Genomic DNA, 14,266 nt, shown 5'->3' with positions numbered 1-14,266 from the left:
TCTGCGGGCAGTACGAAGCGGCGTCCGCGCCGCGCTCCTCACTCGGCCGGGGCGGTTGCGTGGGACAGCGCCACACCGCCGATGATCAAGGCGAGGGCGAGGAGGCGGCCCGGGGTCACCGGGTCCTTCTGGACCACGGCGCCCAGCGTGATGGCGCCGGCCGCGCCGATCCCGGTGAAGACGGCGTACGCCGTGCCGACCGGGAGGCCTTTCATCGCCAGGGACAGCAGATAGACGGCGACCGCGGCGAGCGCGAAGCAGAGCAGCGTCGGCAGCGGGCGGGTGAACCCGGCCGTCGGTTTGATGCTCTGTGACCAGGCGACCTCCACCAGGCCGGCGGCGACGAGCAGGAGCCAGTTCACAGGGATGCTCCTGTCTTGCGGGCGGTCTCCAGCGTGGCCGCGCGGGACGCGTCGTGCGCTCCGCGCCTGCCGGCGAGGGCGGGATCGACGAGGGAGTTGACCAGTTCGGTGCCGAGGAAGGTCATGGCCTCCTCCGGCACCGCGAAGTGTCCGGCGAAGAAGTCGCGCAGGTAGCGCTCCTGGTGGTCGTACGGGTGGCGCGGGGTGCCCGGGCCGTACGCCCCGCCGCGGGCGTACGTCACGACGAAGCGCCGTCCGGCCAGGGACATGCGGGGGAAGGTGACCTGGTCGATCCAGGCCTTCAGGGCCGCAGGGATCGAGTAGTTGTACATCGGCGTGGCGATCAACACGGCGTCGGCGGCGACGAGTTCGGACAGCAGCGGCTCGATGACGGCCCAGGCGGTCTCTTGCGCGGGAGTGCGTACGGCTTCCCGGTAGCGGGCGGGGTCGGTGATCTCGTGCTCCAGGACGTAGTCGCAGAGCTCGGTCCATGCCTCGCCGATCTGTGGGACGGGCGTCAGGGCCAGGTCGCGGTGGATGTAGGTGCCACCGGGGTGGTGCGCGCGCCAGGCCGTGGCGACGGCGTCGCCGGCCTCCCGGCTGAAGGACTGACGGCGGGCGCTCGCGTCGAGGTGCAGCAGCGTGCTCATAAGGAGACCCCTCGGTATCGGTGGGAACACTAAGCGGACACGGTGTCCAGTTATACCCGACGAGAGGCTCAACCGGACACGGTGTCCGGTTATTCCGGTAGGCTGAGGTGCCATGGAGACGAGTGAACGTGACGAGTGAACGCGCGGACGCCGCCCGCAACCGGGCCAAGGTGCTCTCTGCCGCCGCCGGGCTTTTCGCCGCCGGTGATCCGCGCACGGTCACGATGGAGGACATCGCCCGGGCGGCGGACATCGGCCGCGGCACGCTCTATCGCCGCTACCCGGACGTCACGTCCATCGCGGCGGCCCTCCTCGACGAGCACGAACGCCGCCTACAAGAAGAGCTGTTGCGTGGCGCATCCCCACTGGGCCCCGGTGCGCCGCCCCTCGAACGCCTCACCGCCTTCTACGCGGCCATGGTCGACCTGCTGGACACCCACGGCCACCTGGTGCTGGGCGCCGAAAGCGGCGAGAAGCGCTTCACCGTCGGGGCGTACGGCTTCTGGCGCGTCCACGTCCTCGTCCTGCTGCGCGAGGCGGGCGTCCCGGACCCGGAGGCCCTGGTGGACAGCCTGCTCGCGCCGCTGGCACCGGAGGTCTTTCTCCAGCAGCGCGCGCAGGGAGTGACGCCGGACCGGGTCAAAGCGGCGCTGGGACGGCTGGCGAGCGCGCTTTCGGCCGACTGAACGGACCCGTGGACTCCTCGCGAACGGTCCGACGCGCCGCCATCGCCGGGGCGGCGACGCACGGACGGTGGACGCCAGGTCAGCGCCGGCGTGTGAGGATCCCGGTCGCCTCTCCGGTCCGGTAGCGGATCCGGTCGTCGTCCAGGAGGGTGAGCGTCTGCTCGCCGATGCTCTTGCACCTGCCGCTCGGGATGCTCTCGGTGACCATCGTGTCGAGTTCGATCGTGCCGGAGTCGGCGGCCACGAGGGTGCCCGTTCCCCTGCACTGGATCGAGCTGCCGGTCGCGTTGCTGGTGGTGCGCGTGGTGACCATCTCGTCGCCGACCTTCCCCTGCCGGATGGTCATGCGCCGATGGTGTTCCCCGGAGTCGTCACTGATGGTTCCTTCCCACACCCCCAGGAAGACCGCCGGTACGGCACCCGTGGGAGAAGGGGACACCGGGGGCGCCTGGTTCGGTGCCTGGCCGGGTGACGCGGCTTCCGCCGGGGTGGCTCGCGGAGTCCGGGCCGGGGTAGGGGAGGAGCTCGGAGTCTTGGCGGAGGTGGTCCACACCGTGGCTCCGATGCCCAGGACCGGTATCACGATGCCGATGACCCACCAGGCCCATCTGGGTGGATGACTTCCCGGGCCGCCTGACCGCGCGGGGGCTTGCCCGACTGGCGCCGTCTCCTCGTCACGCGTGTGGCTCACTTCTTCCAACTCCCCCTCCAGGAACGGACTCTGATCAAGGCTAGCCGGCAAGGCGCAGGTCCCCGGCCCGAAGGGCGGATTCGACAAGGCGCGGGTCGCCATCCGGGTGAATTCACATGTCACTCGTGTACGGGCGGGTCAGAACCCGGGGCGAAGGGGAAGGCCGGAGTCATCACGGCCTACTGCCGAGGGGTGCGGACATGCCCGTCATGGGTCGACTGACCTGTACCGAAGGCTGCCTCTCCCGCGCGCAGAGTGCCGTCGCCGCAGCCCTGTGGCCCTACACCGGCACTCCCATCGCGAGTCCGTACTACGTCCGCGGATGCATCCCCGAGCCGGACGATGCCGCTGTGATCGTCGCGCTGTGGACCGGCCCGAACGCACGGGAGAAAAGGAACCTCTTCCTCATCCTCCCCCTCGTGTCGGGCGGACTGCCCGTCCCGCCGAGGTCGGTCGTCGCGGGCCTGATGAGACTCGGCCACGGAACACGCCTGTTCGGTTCCGTCGGCCGGCGCTTCGACGGCAAACCCCTGCTCGACGGCGGTGGCCTGGTCGAGGGCGAGGGGCAGCCGTGCCTGTGCGACGGCGCCGCGGAACCCCCGGGGCCACGCGGGTTCTACTTCGAACGCCCTGGGGAACCGACGCGCTACCCGTGAACGCGTGCGGAGGGGGCGTGGATGAGGAGCGCCACCACTGGCCGTTCCCCGCAGACGTGCCGGCCAGTGCCGTGGCGCCCTGTTCACCGGGGGCGGGCGGCCCCGGCCCCGTGTGCCTACGATCGGTCCATGACGATGACAGGTGGCTCCCGCTGGTCCCTCTGCTCCCGGAACTCGTTCCTGTCGATCGGATCCGTCGGGTCGACGCTGTCGATCGGATCCGTCGGTTCGTTCCTGTCGATCGGGTCGGTCGGCTCTGCCGCGTCCGTCCTCTCGGTGGGCTCCTGGGCGAGCCTCGGCTCACTGCTCTCCGCCGAATCCCGGTGGTCGGTTCTTTCCTGGCGCTCCCGCTCCGGCGTCATGGCCGCAGGCACGGTCCTGGCGCTGGCGACGACACTGGCCTTCACCCGGCGCGGCACCGACTGAGGGCCGTGGTCCGGCGGGAAGTCGTACCCATTGCGACCGGTCCGGAAGCTCCGGGTGTTTTGGCGGCGCGGCAAGCCGAGGAGTTCACCCTGTCGATGTGGACCGCCGTGCCGCGGTTGCGGGGTGCACCTCGGAAGCCGCGCGTGACCGGACCATCGGGCTACCGTGCCGTCATGGACCACTTCTCACGTTCATGGACGGCCTTGCGGGCTGCGGTCGCCGGGCTCCCGGATCAGGACTTCGAACGGCCGTCCGGCTGCGCGGGCTGGCTCGTGCGGGACCTGGTGTGCCACCTCGTCATCGATGCACAGGACGTCCTGATCACCCTGGTCACCCCGGCCGGGGCCGCCGAGCCGACGGTGGACGCGATCACCTACTGGAAGCTCGTCGACCCTCCGACGGGCGAGGATCCGCTCGACGCGCTGGTCCCGCGGCTGGCGGCCGCCTACGGGGAGCCGAGGTGGCTCAAGTTCCACCTCGACGACGTCGGTTCGGCCGCCGGTCGGGCCGCCGTACTCGCCGACCGCACGGCCCGCGTCGGCACGCAGGGCGAGGTGCTGACCGTCGCCGACTACCTGTCGGCGTACGTTCTGGAATGGACCCTGCACCACCTCGACCTCATCTCGTACCTGCCATCCGCCCCGCCCCCGCCCTCCGAAACCCTCGTGGCGGCCCGGACGGCCCTGGAGCAGATCGCCGGCGCTCCCTTTCCCGCCTCGTTCTCGGACCGGGACGCGCTGCTGGTCGGCACCGGTCGCCGCACGCCGACGGCGGAGGAACGTGGGTCCCTGGGCGCCCTCGGAGCGAGGTTGCCGCTGGTGCTCGGCTGAAGCATCACCGGCCGTTGCGGATCATGGTCCTCACACCCCAATGAAGGATCACCCCCCGCCTCCTGGTCCCCGTAGCGCCGGGTGCCGAGCCGCAGCAGGACGTCCGGGACCGGCCGGAGCTCACTCGGAGTGGAGTCGGCTGCGGTGCCGACGGGATTTGAACCCGCGAGACGGTTGGGAGCAGGTCCGCTCCGTCTCCGTCAGTCGCCGTGGGAGGGACCTCGCCCACGGCGATCGCAATGGACCGCTCTGCCACGGCACCGCAGCCTGCGGAAACGCGCGCACTCCCGCTCCGGCCAAGAGTAGAGAACCCGTCCGCTGCGGACGAATCCTTATCCGGTCGTCCGCAACCGCCGCCACGGGTCCACACAGGTCGTGCCGGAATCGCACCCCATGAAAGGAGCCAACGGGGGGTCGACGCCCCCGGAGGCGGCGCGGCTGCAACGGCTCAACTCCCTTACCTCATCATTCGGTTCACACCCTGACGTACACCCGAGGATCGCTACCTTGGACGCATGCAGAACAACGAGAAGCCCCGCCTCATCCCGACCGGCAAGTGCTGGTGCGGCTGCGGGAAGGACGTCGGCCCGGGCAAGTTCTTCGCCGCCGGCCACGACAAGATCGCCGAAGCGGCGCTCATGGCCCTCAAGTACGACGGGTCCGTCGCTCAACTGCTCCACGCGCATGGCTACGGCTCGCACCACTCCGTCCGCCATGCCGCTGTCGCCGATCCGGACTGTTCGTGGCAGAAATGTGCCGAGTGCAACTACAGCGGCACCCCCGCGAGCATCGACGGCCACCGCAAGAAGGACCATCCTGAACACCACGTCCTCTCCCAGGCGATCCGCACCATCGGAGGCACTTGGGATCCACAACGCGCCATCACGGCCCTGAAGGACCACGGCTACACGTGGGGGGACCAACAGTCAGCGGAGAAGCGAGTCCGACAGATCCTGCGCGACCTGTGCGCGGACGGACTCATCGTCAAGACCGACCCCCAACGGGCCGTCTACGACCTCGCTCAGAAGTAGGGCCGTGGACATGGCGGGTACCGAGCGGACACAGGCCGGCCCCCGGGTACCCGCCCGCTGACCCGGGCGGCAAGTTCTGCGTTCCCGTCCGCGGGGTGCCGCGTCGCTTCTACAGTTGCGGCATGGATGTCAACCGCGGCGACTCGATCTGGGCACTGATGCTGGTGAAGCACCCTTCCGACACGTACCTTTCGCAGTCGAGCGATCCGGGCGGGAAGAGCGCGCTGGCGCGGGACGAAGACAAGAATCTCGTTACGCATGCCGTGCTGTTCGACGGAGACAAGGCGGCCCTGGGAATCCTCGGCGCGGGCGTCGTGTTGGGGATCGCCGCGGTCAAGGCCGCGCCGCGCGTCAAGAGCGGACTGATCAGCCTGAAGTCGAAGCTGAGCCGCCGGGCGGAGGAGACCGCCGACACCACGGTCTCCGTTCCCCTCACGGTCGTTGCAGAGGTCGAGCCGGAACAGCCTGACGCCCCTCGACTGCGCGTTGTCTGAGAGCAGTGGTGCGGCCTGGCCACACCAACCGACAAGCTCGACGTCTCCTGCCGGGCCGAACTCCACCTCGCCTGCATCCTCGTCCGGATCCGACTCCGACCAATGAGACAGCACCCAGCCGTTTTCTGATCGTGGCCTCGAAGCGAGAGCGCATACTGACCATGTGATGACGCCGCGCGAGTTGCGAGAAGCGTGCCCACCGGGAGGTGGGCCCTACGCATGCCCGTGTTGCCAATTTTTGACACTCGATGCCCGGTGCGCGTGGGACATCTGCGTGGAGTGCGGTTGGGAAGACGACGGGCAGGACGACCTGAATGCCGATGAGGTCTGGTACGGGCCGAACGGATCGGAGAGCTTGACCGCCGCCCGCCTTGTGTACGCGCAATACGCGGCTGGTGCTCGATCCGAAGACCGGCAATCGATGGCCCATGGCGGCATGGGCGCGTGGTGGCATGCGGCAAGGCAATTCCTGCCCGAGACCGGTGAACCGTCGGACAAGTGAAACCAGTCCGATGCAGGGGGTGCTCCCGGCGCGAGCCGACTCCGGCGGACGGCCGGCTTCCGTACGGGAACGCCATCTCGCCGTGAGCGTGGATGCCCTGTCGGCATTCTGAGTGACGCCCGGCTCGGTCGCCCGTTCACCTTCATCGTTCCGGCCTTGATGGTCCACCGCGGTTCTCACATGCACCGTCCAAGGCTCAGACCTGTTCGTGTCTGATAATCGATCACGTGGCCGTGGGGGGTGGAGCACGACTGTGTGACAACCGGTAGAGGACTGGACGGCTGCCACGTCGAGTCGTGGGGGACCACATGGTGTTGCGGGTTACGTCGGATTCTCTCGAGCGAAAGGACAGATTTGATTGGTTTTGCGACACGGTGTCAAGTGATGTGATGCCCATCGCACTCAACACCCGGCATGCGGACGACTTCCAGGCGAGCGTCATGTCCATGGACCTGGGTGTCGCGCAGCTCTCTTCTTTCGTCTGCTCACCGGTCTTCTCCCACCGTAGCCCGGCTCATGTCCGGCGCGGCGATCCCGAGAACATGCAGCTGGCCCTCATCACGCAGGGCTCCTTCAGGATCTCGCAGCGAGGCAATGACTCGGTGGTCGTGGGAGGCCTTGTGCTGACGGACACCTCGCGACCGAGCGAGGGGGCGTTCAAGGGCGGGCAGAGCGGGGCGCTGGTCATGCAGATTCCTCGTCAGGCCCTGGCACTCGGCGCGGACCGGGTGGACCGCCTTCTGGCGCGGAGCTTGGCCGCAGACGTCGGGTCGGGGGCGATCCTCGCCGACTTCCTCAAGTCGTTGGTCACGCGCGGCCCGCACTGTTCCCCGGAAGAGCTGCACGCGATGGGGGCCGTCACCCTGGACCTGGCCACCGCGTTCCTCGCCCGGCAGCTCGGCGACCTCGGCCAGGCGCCTGCCGAGGCCCGGGCACAGGAGACACTGCAGCGGGTCTACCGCTTCATCGAGAACAATCTCGGCGACCTGGGTCTGACTCCTCAGACGATCGCCGATCGGCACAACATGTCCGTGCGTCGTCTGCACGTCCTCTTCGGCGACCAGCCCCTGACCGTCGCGGCACGCATCCGTCAACGGCGGCTCGAACGCGCCCACGCCGACCTCGCGTGCGGGGAACTGAGGGGCTGGCCCGTTCAAGCGATCGCGCATCGCTGGGGCTTCGCCAGCGCCACCGGGTTCAGCCGGGCCTTCCGCGACGCGTACGGAATCACCCCCACCGAACATCGTGCGCTCTCGCAGGCCGCCCCGCGGTAGTCAGAGCACGGAAAGCCGACACCCGACGCGCACCAGGCTCGCCAAGAGTGCTGAGGAAGCTCCGCCTCGGGCAGCGAATGCCCGTTGGCCCTCTGCGGTGTGGGGCAGGGACCGGCGCCGCTCGTGGCGGGTGGAACACTGCGCCCCGTGATCGACGAGACATCCGCAGACCGCCCAGCTCACCAAGACCGCCAAGACCGCCCGGGCGCTTCGGCGGGTTCCCGGCCGCCCACAGCACTGACGGAACTCGCCGGCACCGCCTGGGAGGAGCTGCCGCACTGCTGCGCTCGCCGCCGACCCGGCGCGCCGGGTGCGGGCGGTGGGGGATCTGTACCGGCTGCTCCTCGATCAGGAGCGGGTGTTTCCGGCGACCGCCCCGGCGGCGCTGGTCCTCGCTCACCATCTCGGCGATCCGCGCACCCTTGCCGAGAGCGGCTGGGAGCGCCGGGCGGGGCGCGGTCGCTGCGTGCCGAACTGCTGAACTGGCTGGCTTCGTTCGCCGACATCCGTCCACCGACACCGAGCCGTACATGACGACCTTGCCCACGGGGCTCTCCTCTGCTTCGGGGCCCCAAGTCAGCGTGTCGTGAGCTGCCGCTCTGCGTCGGCGGACGGCCGGTCCGGATTCCGAAACCGTCCGGCCGATGGTCGGGGCCGGACGGGCGCTACGTCGTTTCTTTCGGATCTTGCCGGTCAAGCCCGTGTCGTTCGGTGTCGTGCATCGGCGCGTTGGCGGGGCGCCCTTGTACTGGACGTACTCGGGTGTCCCGCCGGCGCGGCGAGGTGCGGTGCCGGGCGGCAGGGGGCACCTCCCAGCCCCCTGGGGCTGGGGGAGGGGCAGACAAGATCCGGAAGAGACGACCTAGCCCGCGGCCAACGCCTTCTTCTGGCGGAGTCGTTCACGCAGGGTGCCGACCATGGGGAGCGTCAGGCCCGCGAAGAGGAAGAGCACCGACAGGCCGCTCAGGGTCGGGCTGATGAACTCCTCGGCCCTCAGCGACCACGGGCTGTCGAGGGTGAAGAAGATGATGTAGCTGCCCTTGGTCAGCGCGTACGCCAGTCCGAGGGCGGCCGCCATGGCCGACAAGGAGAAGCCGGCGCCGCTCCAGGGACGGATCCCCCAGTTGCGTCGTGCCGTCCTGCCGCACATGAACGCCAACTCCCCGCAGGTGATCATGACGTAGGAGAGGTAGAGCAGCAGATAGGCCGCGATCTTCGGGTTGTCGACGTAGGCGGTGGTGAACTCGACGTCCGGTGCGTTCGTCGCCAGGAAGAGCGGCACCATGATCGCCAGCTCGACCACGGCGGCGAAGCCGCGCTGGAAGATCGCCGACCTCACGTACTCGGGGCGGTAGGCCAGGTCCACCATGGTGATCTGCAGCGCGGCGCACCACAGGATCGCGCAGACGTGGGCCACGAGTTTGCCGAAGTTGGCGACGCCGGTGACGTCCTGTGCGGCCTGGGCGACCACGGGGACGGCGCACAGGACGCCCACGGTGCACACACCGAACGCCGTGGCAATGGCCCATGTGGAGATCCGCGGATTCCCCAGGGCCCGCCGCGTGCAGAGCACGGTGACCAGCAAGCCGGCCACCGTGCACGTCCCGAAGACTATGCCGTCCACTGCCTACAGCCCTTCCAGTGAATCAGCCGCATACCGCGCGGCCTCGTCCGTGCTCCGCCGTCGTCGGAGCTTGCTCGGCGGCGCCTCGGCCGCACTGCGCGGATCCGGGTCCAGACCGAGGTGGGCCCTCCGCCGTTCCAAGTCCGTGATGACGCCCGCCAGCTCACTTTGCGGGAGACCGCTCAGTAGTACCAGGACATGTCGCGCGAGAGGGTCCTCGAATGCCTCGAGCGCCTCAAGATCGTCATAGGCGCCGTGCGGGAGCAGGTGAGCGGGTGGGACGCCCAGAGCTTCGCACAGGGCCAGGAGCGTGCCGACGGTCGGGTTGTCCTGGGAGCCGTTGGCGATCTTGGCGATGGCGGCGAAGGAAACGGACGGATGGTCGCCGGGCAGGGCGTCGACGGACTTCGAGAGCGACCGCGATGTGTGGCCACGGGCACGGCCTCGCCGGCCGCCCATGAGGGCCTTGAGTTTGTCCGCGATCGACAGACGGCTGTTGCTCACCTCGGGCGCAAGGTGCCGTTCACGGCCCCCAGGAGGTCCCGCTGATGAATGCACACAACCACGTACCGGTCTTTCGCTCTGCCTGCCCTGTGCTTGTGTACTTTAGTTGACACGGTTGGGTGTGCAAGGCAGGATCCCGATCAGGAACGCAACCTTACGCACCCATGTGTGTGTACAGGCTGTCAGGCCTGCGAGCAGGGAATATCGAGCTGCCACGGTGGCCCTCGATCCGTGGCGGCCCGGCAGGTCGGACACGGCGGAGAGACCGGCCGGAAGCGGCCGTACATCCGGCAGTTCGCGCCTGCCTGCTCGGTGCTGCACCACACAGGGGGAGAGTTGAGTCCGCAGTTGGCATCCAGGGCCGACGGCCGCACGCCGGCAGCCGTGGCGCGGGAGGCGCGTCCTTCGGCGGTGGCGTTCCAGCTGCCGCCCCGCACGCCCGCACGCCCTTCGCGCGCAGTGCGTCGCGCGGGCGCGATGCCGCTTCCGTACGGGCGCTCCGTGCCGGCAGGAGATCGGGCGTGAGGTCGTGACCGGGGTGCCGATGCCGTCCTCGCAGGCGGCACGGGCACCCCGTGGGCGACAACTTCCGGACGGCTTAGAGGAGCGCGCGATGCCAACCCTGGGCGCACTGCCCACCCTGGGCACACTGCCCTCCCGCAACCCCGAACTCGAACTGACACTCGTCAGCCAGTGCGGCGCCGCCGCCCAGGCGGCAGAGGTGACGGGCGTCTTCTCCGTGACCCCGGAGAAGCTCCTGGAAGAAGGGGTACCGGCCACCCTGGCCGATGGCGTCGTGGTCCTGATCACGGGCTCGGTCCCCTTCCGACTGCGCGGCCGCATCACCACGGTGCTCGAAGCGCTGCTCCAGTGCATGAGCCGCCATCGCAGCGCCGGACTGATCGTCAGCGCCCAGCCCAGCTCCCGTCAGCCGTACCCCCAGTCCATCGTCGACCTGGCCGAGAGGCTCGGCATCCCCCTCCTCGCCACCACCGCGCCGGTGGAACGGTGGCAGGGGGTACACGAAGGCATCCAGCAGTTCCGGCTCATGTTCGCCGAGCGCCGGGCCGCCCAACTCGCCTCACTCGTACAGGAACTGCCCGCGCAGCTCGCCGACCAGCGGGCCATGCAGCGCATCGCCGACTGGCTCGCCCGGGCCCTCGACGTCCAGGTGATGGTCAGCGAACCCGACCGCGTCCTGGTCGCATCGCCGGCCACGGCCGCGGAGGAACTCGCGCAGGCCATCATCCGCCAGTCCGTGGACGGCAACGCTCCTGACGCCCGGTCGGGTCCGCACACCCAGCTCATCTCCCTGGGGCCGTCCTCCGCCGCGGACACCGTCCTCGCCGTGGCCCGTCGTACGCCCTTCGACGACGCCGATCTGCGACTGTTGCGCCATGCCGCCAAGCTCCTGGGGCTGGTGGACCAGGCGCGCCGCGAATACCGGGCGGCATCGGACGCCTCCCGGGCCGCGCGCAACGCCGCGGTGGAGCTCCTGCTGGACGGCGAGGTCTCCAAGGCCCGCCGGGTCATGAGGAACCTCGCGCCGGGGCTGCTCGACCCCGAGACGGCCCGTGTCTTCGTCGTCGAGACCTCGCCCGCCCGACGCGACGCCGCAATCAGCCGCTGTGAATCCATTACGGGCAGCCGAGCCCTGGTCGTCGCGGACTGGCGCCGCCACGACCGGATCCTGGTGATCCACCCGATCCGGGGCGGGGAGGCGGACGACAGGGTGGCCCTCGCACTCACCCATCTGGTCTCCGCGGTCGGTGCCGGGGCATCGCTGGGCGGCAGCGGGGTCTACTCCATGTCCCTGCTCGCCCACGCCCTCCACGAAGCGACCACCGCCCAGCGGTTCGCCCTGCACCAGCCGGACTCGGTGGCCCTCTCGGTGCAGGACACCGACCTGGTCAGCCTGCTCCCGGCGCATGACGCGCAGGTGTGGGCCCGCCGACTCCTGCATCCCCTCATGGAGACCGAAGCGCAGTGGGAGCTGCTGCGTGAGACCCTTCCCACCGCTCTCGCCTACCCCTACACCGTGGCCGCCCGGCGTCTGGACCTGCACCGCAACACCGTCACGCGGCGGGTGGCACGCGCCGCCGAACTGCTGCACATGGACTTCGCGGCCCTGGCCGACCGCGTCACCGTCGGCCTGGCGCTCGAACTCGTCACCCATCGGGAGCTGCCCGAGCCCCCCTCCGGGTGCCCGGAAGCCGATGCGCCCACACTCCGTGGGCTGCTCCACGGGCCGCAGATCCGGGCCTGGGCCGAGACGCTGCTCAGGTCTGCCGGGGAGGACAGGCGGGGGCTGCTCACCACGGCGACGGTCTGGCTCACGTCCGACGCGCACCTGGAGACGACCGCGCGCGAACTGGGCCTGTCGGAGGCAACGGTGCGCTCACACATCAAGGCGCTGGAGGGACACTTGTCCCGTGACCTGTCCTCGCTGACCGGCATGCGCGACCTGCTGTTCGCGCTGCACCTGATGACGGGTGCGCCCCAACTCCCAGAGGCATCCCGCGAACTGTGCGCGGCCGCCTGAGTCGAGAGCCGTACGGTCCGGAGCAGGCGGGTCCACGAGATCACGCCCCGGGCCGGGTGGTGCTCAGCTGAGCCTGACACGGCTCGGATATCGATCCTTTCCGCAGGCCCGGGATGACGCGGGTCAATGGTTCGGAAGAGGCGCAGGAGATTTCTTCGAAATCACCGCACCGTAGAGGTGGTGCGGGCATGCGCGCCTGCCCGATAGGGCCTTTCTGTCGATCGTTCGAAAAGCAGTCGATTTCATCTTGAGTGGGCTCCGCGCGCTTCCGGCGTGGAGGATGTGTGGACGCCTCGACCATTCTCCTCGTCGACGTGAAGATGTGGCGAAGGGTTCGGTGATATTCGGCCATGATGTGAGCCGCACCCGCGGTCGCTGGGCTGTGGCTGCAGTCAGCCTGGCGTGGGCAGGGGATCTCCGTGTGGCTGAAAATCGCCTCTAGATGACCGTAAAAAGGCGGCGCCCCGGGATTTCCCGCACCCTCTCGTGTTTCAGTGGGTCGCGAATTCGGGTACGTGGCCGAAAGCGGAGAGGTGCACCGCGTGGTGTGACGGAAAGAGCGGCGATGTGCAGTTCCGCAAAGCCGAAGCCGCGTCATGTGCATCTCTGTGGCACGCGCTCCGCGAGTGGTGCAGAACCCAAAGGTCATACCGCTTGGTTTGTGCACCCGTGCAGTGGTGGCTCTTTCTGTGAATGCATAGCGTTGTCGGTGCAAGCAAGGCCAGACCCGCATTCCGAGGTCCAGACGACCGGAGAACGAGAAGTCGCGCAGTGCCGGACCACGGGGGTGTACGGCACGGGAGCGGGCCCGGAAGAGGGCGACGGCGAAGCTTGCGGCGACCTGGTCGTCGTGAACACCGGTAGGCGGGTGCCGGTGGAAGTGGTCGAAACCACTTCCACCGGATCACCCGCCACCCGTGTGAACCAGGCCTTTGCCCCGACCCGCACACAGCGACCCACACGCGGCGACCCACACACGGCGACCTTCGGCCGACGAGCCCGGGGACGCGATCGCAGTACGTCGCCGCTTCCCTGGCCGGTCCCCGCAGCCGGACACGGCCGCTCGAAGTCCCCGTCGGGAAACCATGGCCGGCCCACCTGTTACCGTCCCGCCGAACGCGTCCGGGAGCACGGGTCGGCCAACGTACGTTGATCATTGCAGAGGACGAGGGAGTGGCGCGCACCGTACGGGTGGAGAAGTGGAGGCTTTGATGGGAGCGGCCGATGAGGGACGCCACTGGCCGGACGAGGTCAGTACCGACAACGCGAGGACGACGCTGGTACAGCTCCTCGCACGGGCGGGAGTCACCCCCGCCGACGCGTGGCAACTGATCGGGCTGATCGAGGCTGGTGCGCTGGCCCTCGCGCACGCGGAACTCAGCGGCGGCGCCCGCAGCGCGCCCGTGCACGGGGACGGCGCGTACGGGGCGGGCCGGCTCGACGGTGCGGAGGAGATCCTGAAGGGTCTGGGCGCCGTTGCCGAGCGGTCCCTGGTCCGGGCCGTGGGGGCGGCCGCGGAGCCGGGCCCCGTGGGGGAGCGTCAGCGGGTCCGCCGCATGGAGGTGGAACGGGCGCGGGTGGCTCTCACACCGCTGTACCTGTCGTTCACCGAGGCCTCCGACCTGGATCCGGAGGTGACCGAGGAGGTGCTCGTCGCCGTCCTCGCCACCATGACCCCGCGGGAGCGGGCCGGGTACCCGGGACGGTTGACGGAGTTCACCGCGGTCCACGGCACACGGCTGACACGGCTCTTCGACGCGTTCGGACCGGGGAGCACCATCACCGTGCACGGCCGCTATTCGCTCCTCCACTCCGTCACGAGCATCGCCGTGCTGGAGCGGCTCCTCGCCGTGCCGGCGGCGCTGCGGGCGGAGTGGAACGCGGCGGAGTTGCCGCCCGCGTGGCTGGACGGCCTGATGACCGCATGGGACGCCCCGGCCTGACGACCGGCGGCCGACGTCACGGTCGGCCACTCGTACCGACGGCCGCCCGGG

16 protein-coding genes and 1 tRNA gene are annotated in these 14,266 nt (G+C 69.5%); 11 read left to right on the top strand and 6 right to left on the bottom strand.

All coding sequences use genetic code 11. The annotated features are described in order from the left end of the window. Positions 1 to 38 precede the first annotated feature (38 nt). Both ACFYYJ_RS40030 and ACFYYJ_RS40025 read right to left on the bottom strand, forming a co-directional pair. Complete coding sequence (locus tag ACFYYJ_RS40030) at positions 39 to 362, bottom strand: DMT family transporter (RefSeq protein ID WP_385123460.1); 324 nt, start codon at positions 360 to 362, stop codon at positions 39 to 41. After that, on the bottom strand, positions 359 to 1,012 hold the full coding sequence (locus ACFYYJ_RS40025; RefSeq protein ID WP_389139648.1) for an FMN-dependent NADH-azoreductase: 654 nt from the start codon (positions 1,010 to 1,012) through the stop codon (positions 359 to 361). The genes ACFYYJ_RS40030 and ACFYYJ_RS40025 overlap by 4 nt, the downstream gene beginning before the upstream one ends. Positions 1,013 to 1,140: 128 nt before the next feature. On the opposite strand from ACFYYJ_RS40025, the gene ACFYYJ_RS40020 reads away from it, so the two are divergent. After that, positions 1,141 to 1,698: a TetR/AcrR family transcriptional regulator gene (locus ACFYYJ_RS40020; protein WP_389139646.1), complete on the top strand. Its 558-nt coding sequence runs from the start codon at positions 1,141 to 1,143 to the stop codon at positions 1,696 to 1,698. Positions 1,699 to 1,777: 79 nt separating this feature from the next. Here the strand turns inward: ACFYYJ_RS40020 and ACFYYJ_RS40015 are convergent, their stop codons facing one another. Then, entirely contained in the window at positions 1,778 to 2,044 is a 267-nt protein-coding gene (locus tag ACFYYJ_RS40015; RefSeq protein WP_389139644.1) for a hypothetical protein, read from the bottom strand. A 545-nt stretch (positions 2,045 to 2,589) separates the two neighbouring features. Between ACFYYJ_RS40015 and ACFYYJ_RS40010 the strand changes: the two genes are divergently transcribed. The 3 genes from ACFYYJ_RS40010 (at position 2,590) to ACFYYJ_RS40000 (ending at position 4,301) form a co-directional block, all read left to right on the top strand. Then, positions 2,590 to 3,045 carry a hypothetical protein gene (locus ACFYYJ_RS40010; RefSeq protein WP_389139642.1) on the top strand — a complete coding sequence of 152 codons (456 nt, stop codon included), beginning with the start codon at positions 2,590 to 2,592 and terminating at the stop codon, positions 3,043 to 3,045. Between the two features lie 129 nt (positions 3,046 to 3,174). Next, entirely contained in the window at positions 3,175 to 3,471 is a 297-nt protein-coding gene (locus ACFYYJ_RS40005) for a hypothetical protein (RefSeq protein ID WP_385123473.1), read from the top strand. A gap of 173 nt (positions 3,472 to 3,644) precedes the next feature. Further along, the gene (locus ACFYYJ_RS40000; protein ID WP_389139639.1) at positions 3,645 to 4,301 is read left to right on the top strand and encodes a maleylpyruvate isomerase N-terminal domain-containing protein; all 657 of its coding nucleotides are present in this window, start codon (positions 3,645 to 3,647) and stop codon (positions 4,299 to 4,301) included. A gap of 142 nt (positions 4,302 to 4,443) precedes the next feature. On the opposite strand, the gene ACFYYJ_RS39995 is transcribed toward ACFYYJ_RS40000, so the two are convergent. Continuing rightward, positions 4,444 to 4,563, bottom strand: a tRNA-Gly gene (locus ACFYYJ_RS39995). 253 nt (positions 4,564 to 4,816) lie between these two features. Between ACFYYJ_RS39995 and ACFYYJ_RS39990 the strand changes: the two genes are divergently transcribed. From ACFYYJ_RS39990 to ACFYYJ_RS39970, 5 genes are all read left to right on the top strand, one after another. After that, complete coding sequence (locus tag ACFYYJ_RS39990; RefSeq protein WP_385365073.1) at positions 4,817 to 5,332, top strand: hypothetical protein; 516 nt, start codon at positions 4,817 to 4,819, stop codon at positions 5,330 to 5,332. Positions 5,333 to 5,454: 122 nt separating this feature from the next. Then, a complete protein-coding gene (locus ACFYYJ_RS39985; RefSeq protein WP_389139637.1) occupies positions 5,455 to 5,826 on the top strand; it encodes a hypothetical protein in 372 nt (123 codons plus the stop codon). Between the two features lie 166 nt (positions 5,827 to 5,992). Beyond that, positions 5,993 to 6,328 (top strand): CPCC family cysteine-rich protein, encoded by a 336-nt coding sequence (locus tag ACFYYJ_RS39980; RefSeq protein WP_389139693.1) that lies wholly within the window; start codon positions 5,993 to 5,995, stop codon positions 6,326 to 6,328. Between the two features lie 308 nt (positions 6,329 to 6,636). Continuing rightward, entirely contained in the window at positions 6,637 to 7,602 is a 966-nt protein-coding gene (locus tag ACFYYJ_RS39975; RefSeq protein ID WP_389139635.1) for a helix-turn-helix domain-containing protein, read from the top strand. Positions 7,603 to 7,921: 319 nt separating this feature from the next. Next, positions 7,922 to 8,083, top strand: a complete 162-nt coding sequence (locus tag ACFYYJ_RS39970; protein ID WP_389139633.1) for a hypothetical protein — start codon at positions 7,922 to 7,924, stop codon at positions 8,081 to 8,083. 381 nt (positions 8,084 to 8,464) lie between these two features. Here ACFYYJ_RS39970 and ACFYYJ_RS39965 read toward each other — a convergent pair whose 3' ends face one another. Together ACFYYJ_RS39965 and ACFYYJ_RS39960 are read right to left on the bottom strand one after the other, a co-directional pair. Beyond that, positions 8,465 to 9,226, bottom strand: a complete 762-nt coding sequence (locus ACFYYJ_RS39965; RefSeq protein WP_385365077.1) for a hypothetical protein — start codon at positions 9,224 to 9,226, stop codon at positions 8,465 to 8,467. A gap of 3 nt (positions 9,227 to 9,229) precedes the next feature. Next, on the bottom strand, positions 9,230 to 9,730 hold the full coding sequence (locus ACFYYJ_RS39960; protein ID WP_389139631.1) for a helix-turn-helix domain-containing protein: 501 nt from the start codon (positions 9,728 to 9,730) through the stop codon (positions 9,230 to 9,232). A 613-nt stretch (positions 9,731 to 10,343) separates the two neighbouring features. Here ACFYYJ_RS39960 and ACFYYJ_RS39955 point away from each other — a divergent pair. Beyond that, the gene (locus ACFYYJ_RS39955) at positions 10,344 to 12,272 is read left to right on the top strand and encodes a helix-turn-helix domain-containing protein (protein ID WP_389139628.1); all 1,929 of its coding nucleotides are present in this window, start codon (positions 10,344 to 10,346) and stop codon (positions 12,270 to 12,272) included. A 1,211-nt stretch (positions 12,273 to 13,483) separates the two neighbouring features. Then, positions 13,484 to 14,215: a hypothetical protein gene (locus ACFYYJ_RS39950; RefSeq protein WP_385123495.1), complete on the top strand. Its 732-nt coding sequence runs from the start codon at positions 13,484 to 13,486 to the stop codon at positions 14,213 to 14,215. Positions 14,216 to 14,266: the final 51 nt, after the last annotated feature.

Source organism: Streptomyces sp. NPDC002467, from assembly GCF_042889825.1.
GTDB lineage: Bacteria > Actinomycetota > Actinomycetes > Streptomycetales > Streptomycetaceae > Streptomyces.
The sequence above is the reverse complement of the archived record's forward strand: the minus strand, read 5'-3'. Positions and strand labels throughout refer to the sequence as shown.

Coding starts and splice junctions, on each gene's coding strand:
- ACFYYJ_RS40025 (WP_389139648.1), bottom strand. CDS start 1,012: ATGAGCACGCTGCTGCACCTCGACGCGAGCGCCCGCCGTCAGTCCTTC.
- ACFYYJ_RS40015 (WP_389139644.1), bottom strand. CDS start 2,044: ATGACCATCCGGCAGGGGAAGGTCGGCGACGAGATGGTCACCACGCGC.
- ACFYYJ_RS40010 (WP_389139642.1), top strand. CDS start 2,590: ATGCCCGTCATGGGTCGACTGACCTGTACCGAAGGCTGCCTCTCCCGC.
- ACFYYJ_RS40005 (WP_385123473.1), top strand. CDS start 3,175: ATGACGATGACAGGTGGCTCCCGCTGGTCCCTCTGCTCCCGGAACTCG.
- ACFYYJ_RS40000 (WP_389139639.1), top strand. CDS start 3,645: ATGGACCACTTCTCACGTTCATGGACGGCCTTGCGGGCTGCGGTCGCC.
- ACFYYJ_RS39990 (WP_385365073.1), top strand. CDS start 4,817: ATGCAGAACAACGAGAAGCCCCGCCTCATCCCGACCGGCAAGTGCTGG.
- ACFYYJ_RS39985 (WP_389139637.1), top strand. CDS start 5,455: ATGGATGTCAACCGCGGCGACTCGATCTGGGCACTGATGCTGGTGAAG.
- ACFYYJ_RS39980 (WP_389139693.1), top strand. CDS start 5,993: ATGACGCCGCGCGAGTTGCGAGAAGCGTGCCCACCGGGAGGTGGGCCC.
- ACFYYJ_RS39975 (WP_389139635.1), top strand. CDS start 6,637: ATGGTGTTGCGGGTTACGTCGGATTCTCTCGAGCGAAAGGACAGATTT.
- ACFYYJ_RS39955 (WP_389139628.1), top strand. CDS start 10,344: ATGCCAACCCTGGGCGCACTGCCCACCCTGGGCACACTGCCCTCCCGC.
- ACFYYJ_RS39950 (WP_385123495.1), top strand. CDS start 13,484: ATGGGAGCGGCCGATGAGGGACGCCACTGGCCGGACGAGGTCAGTACC.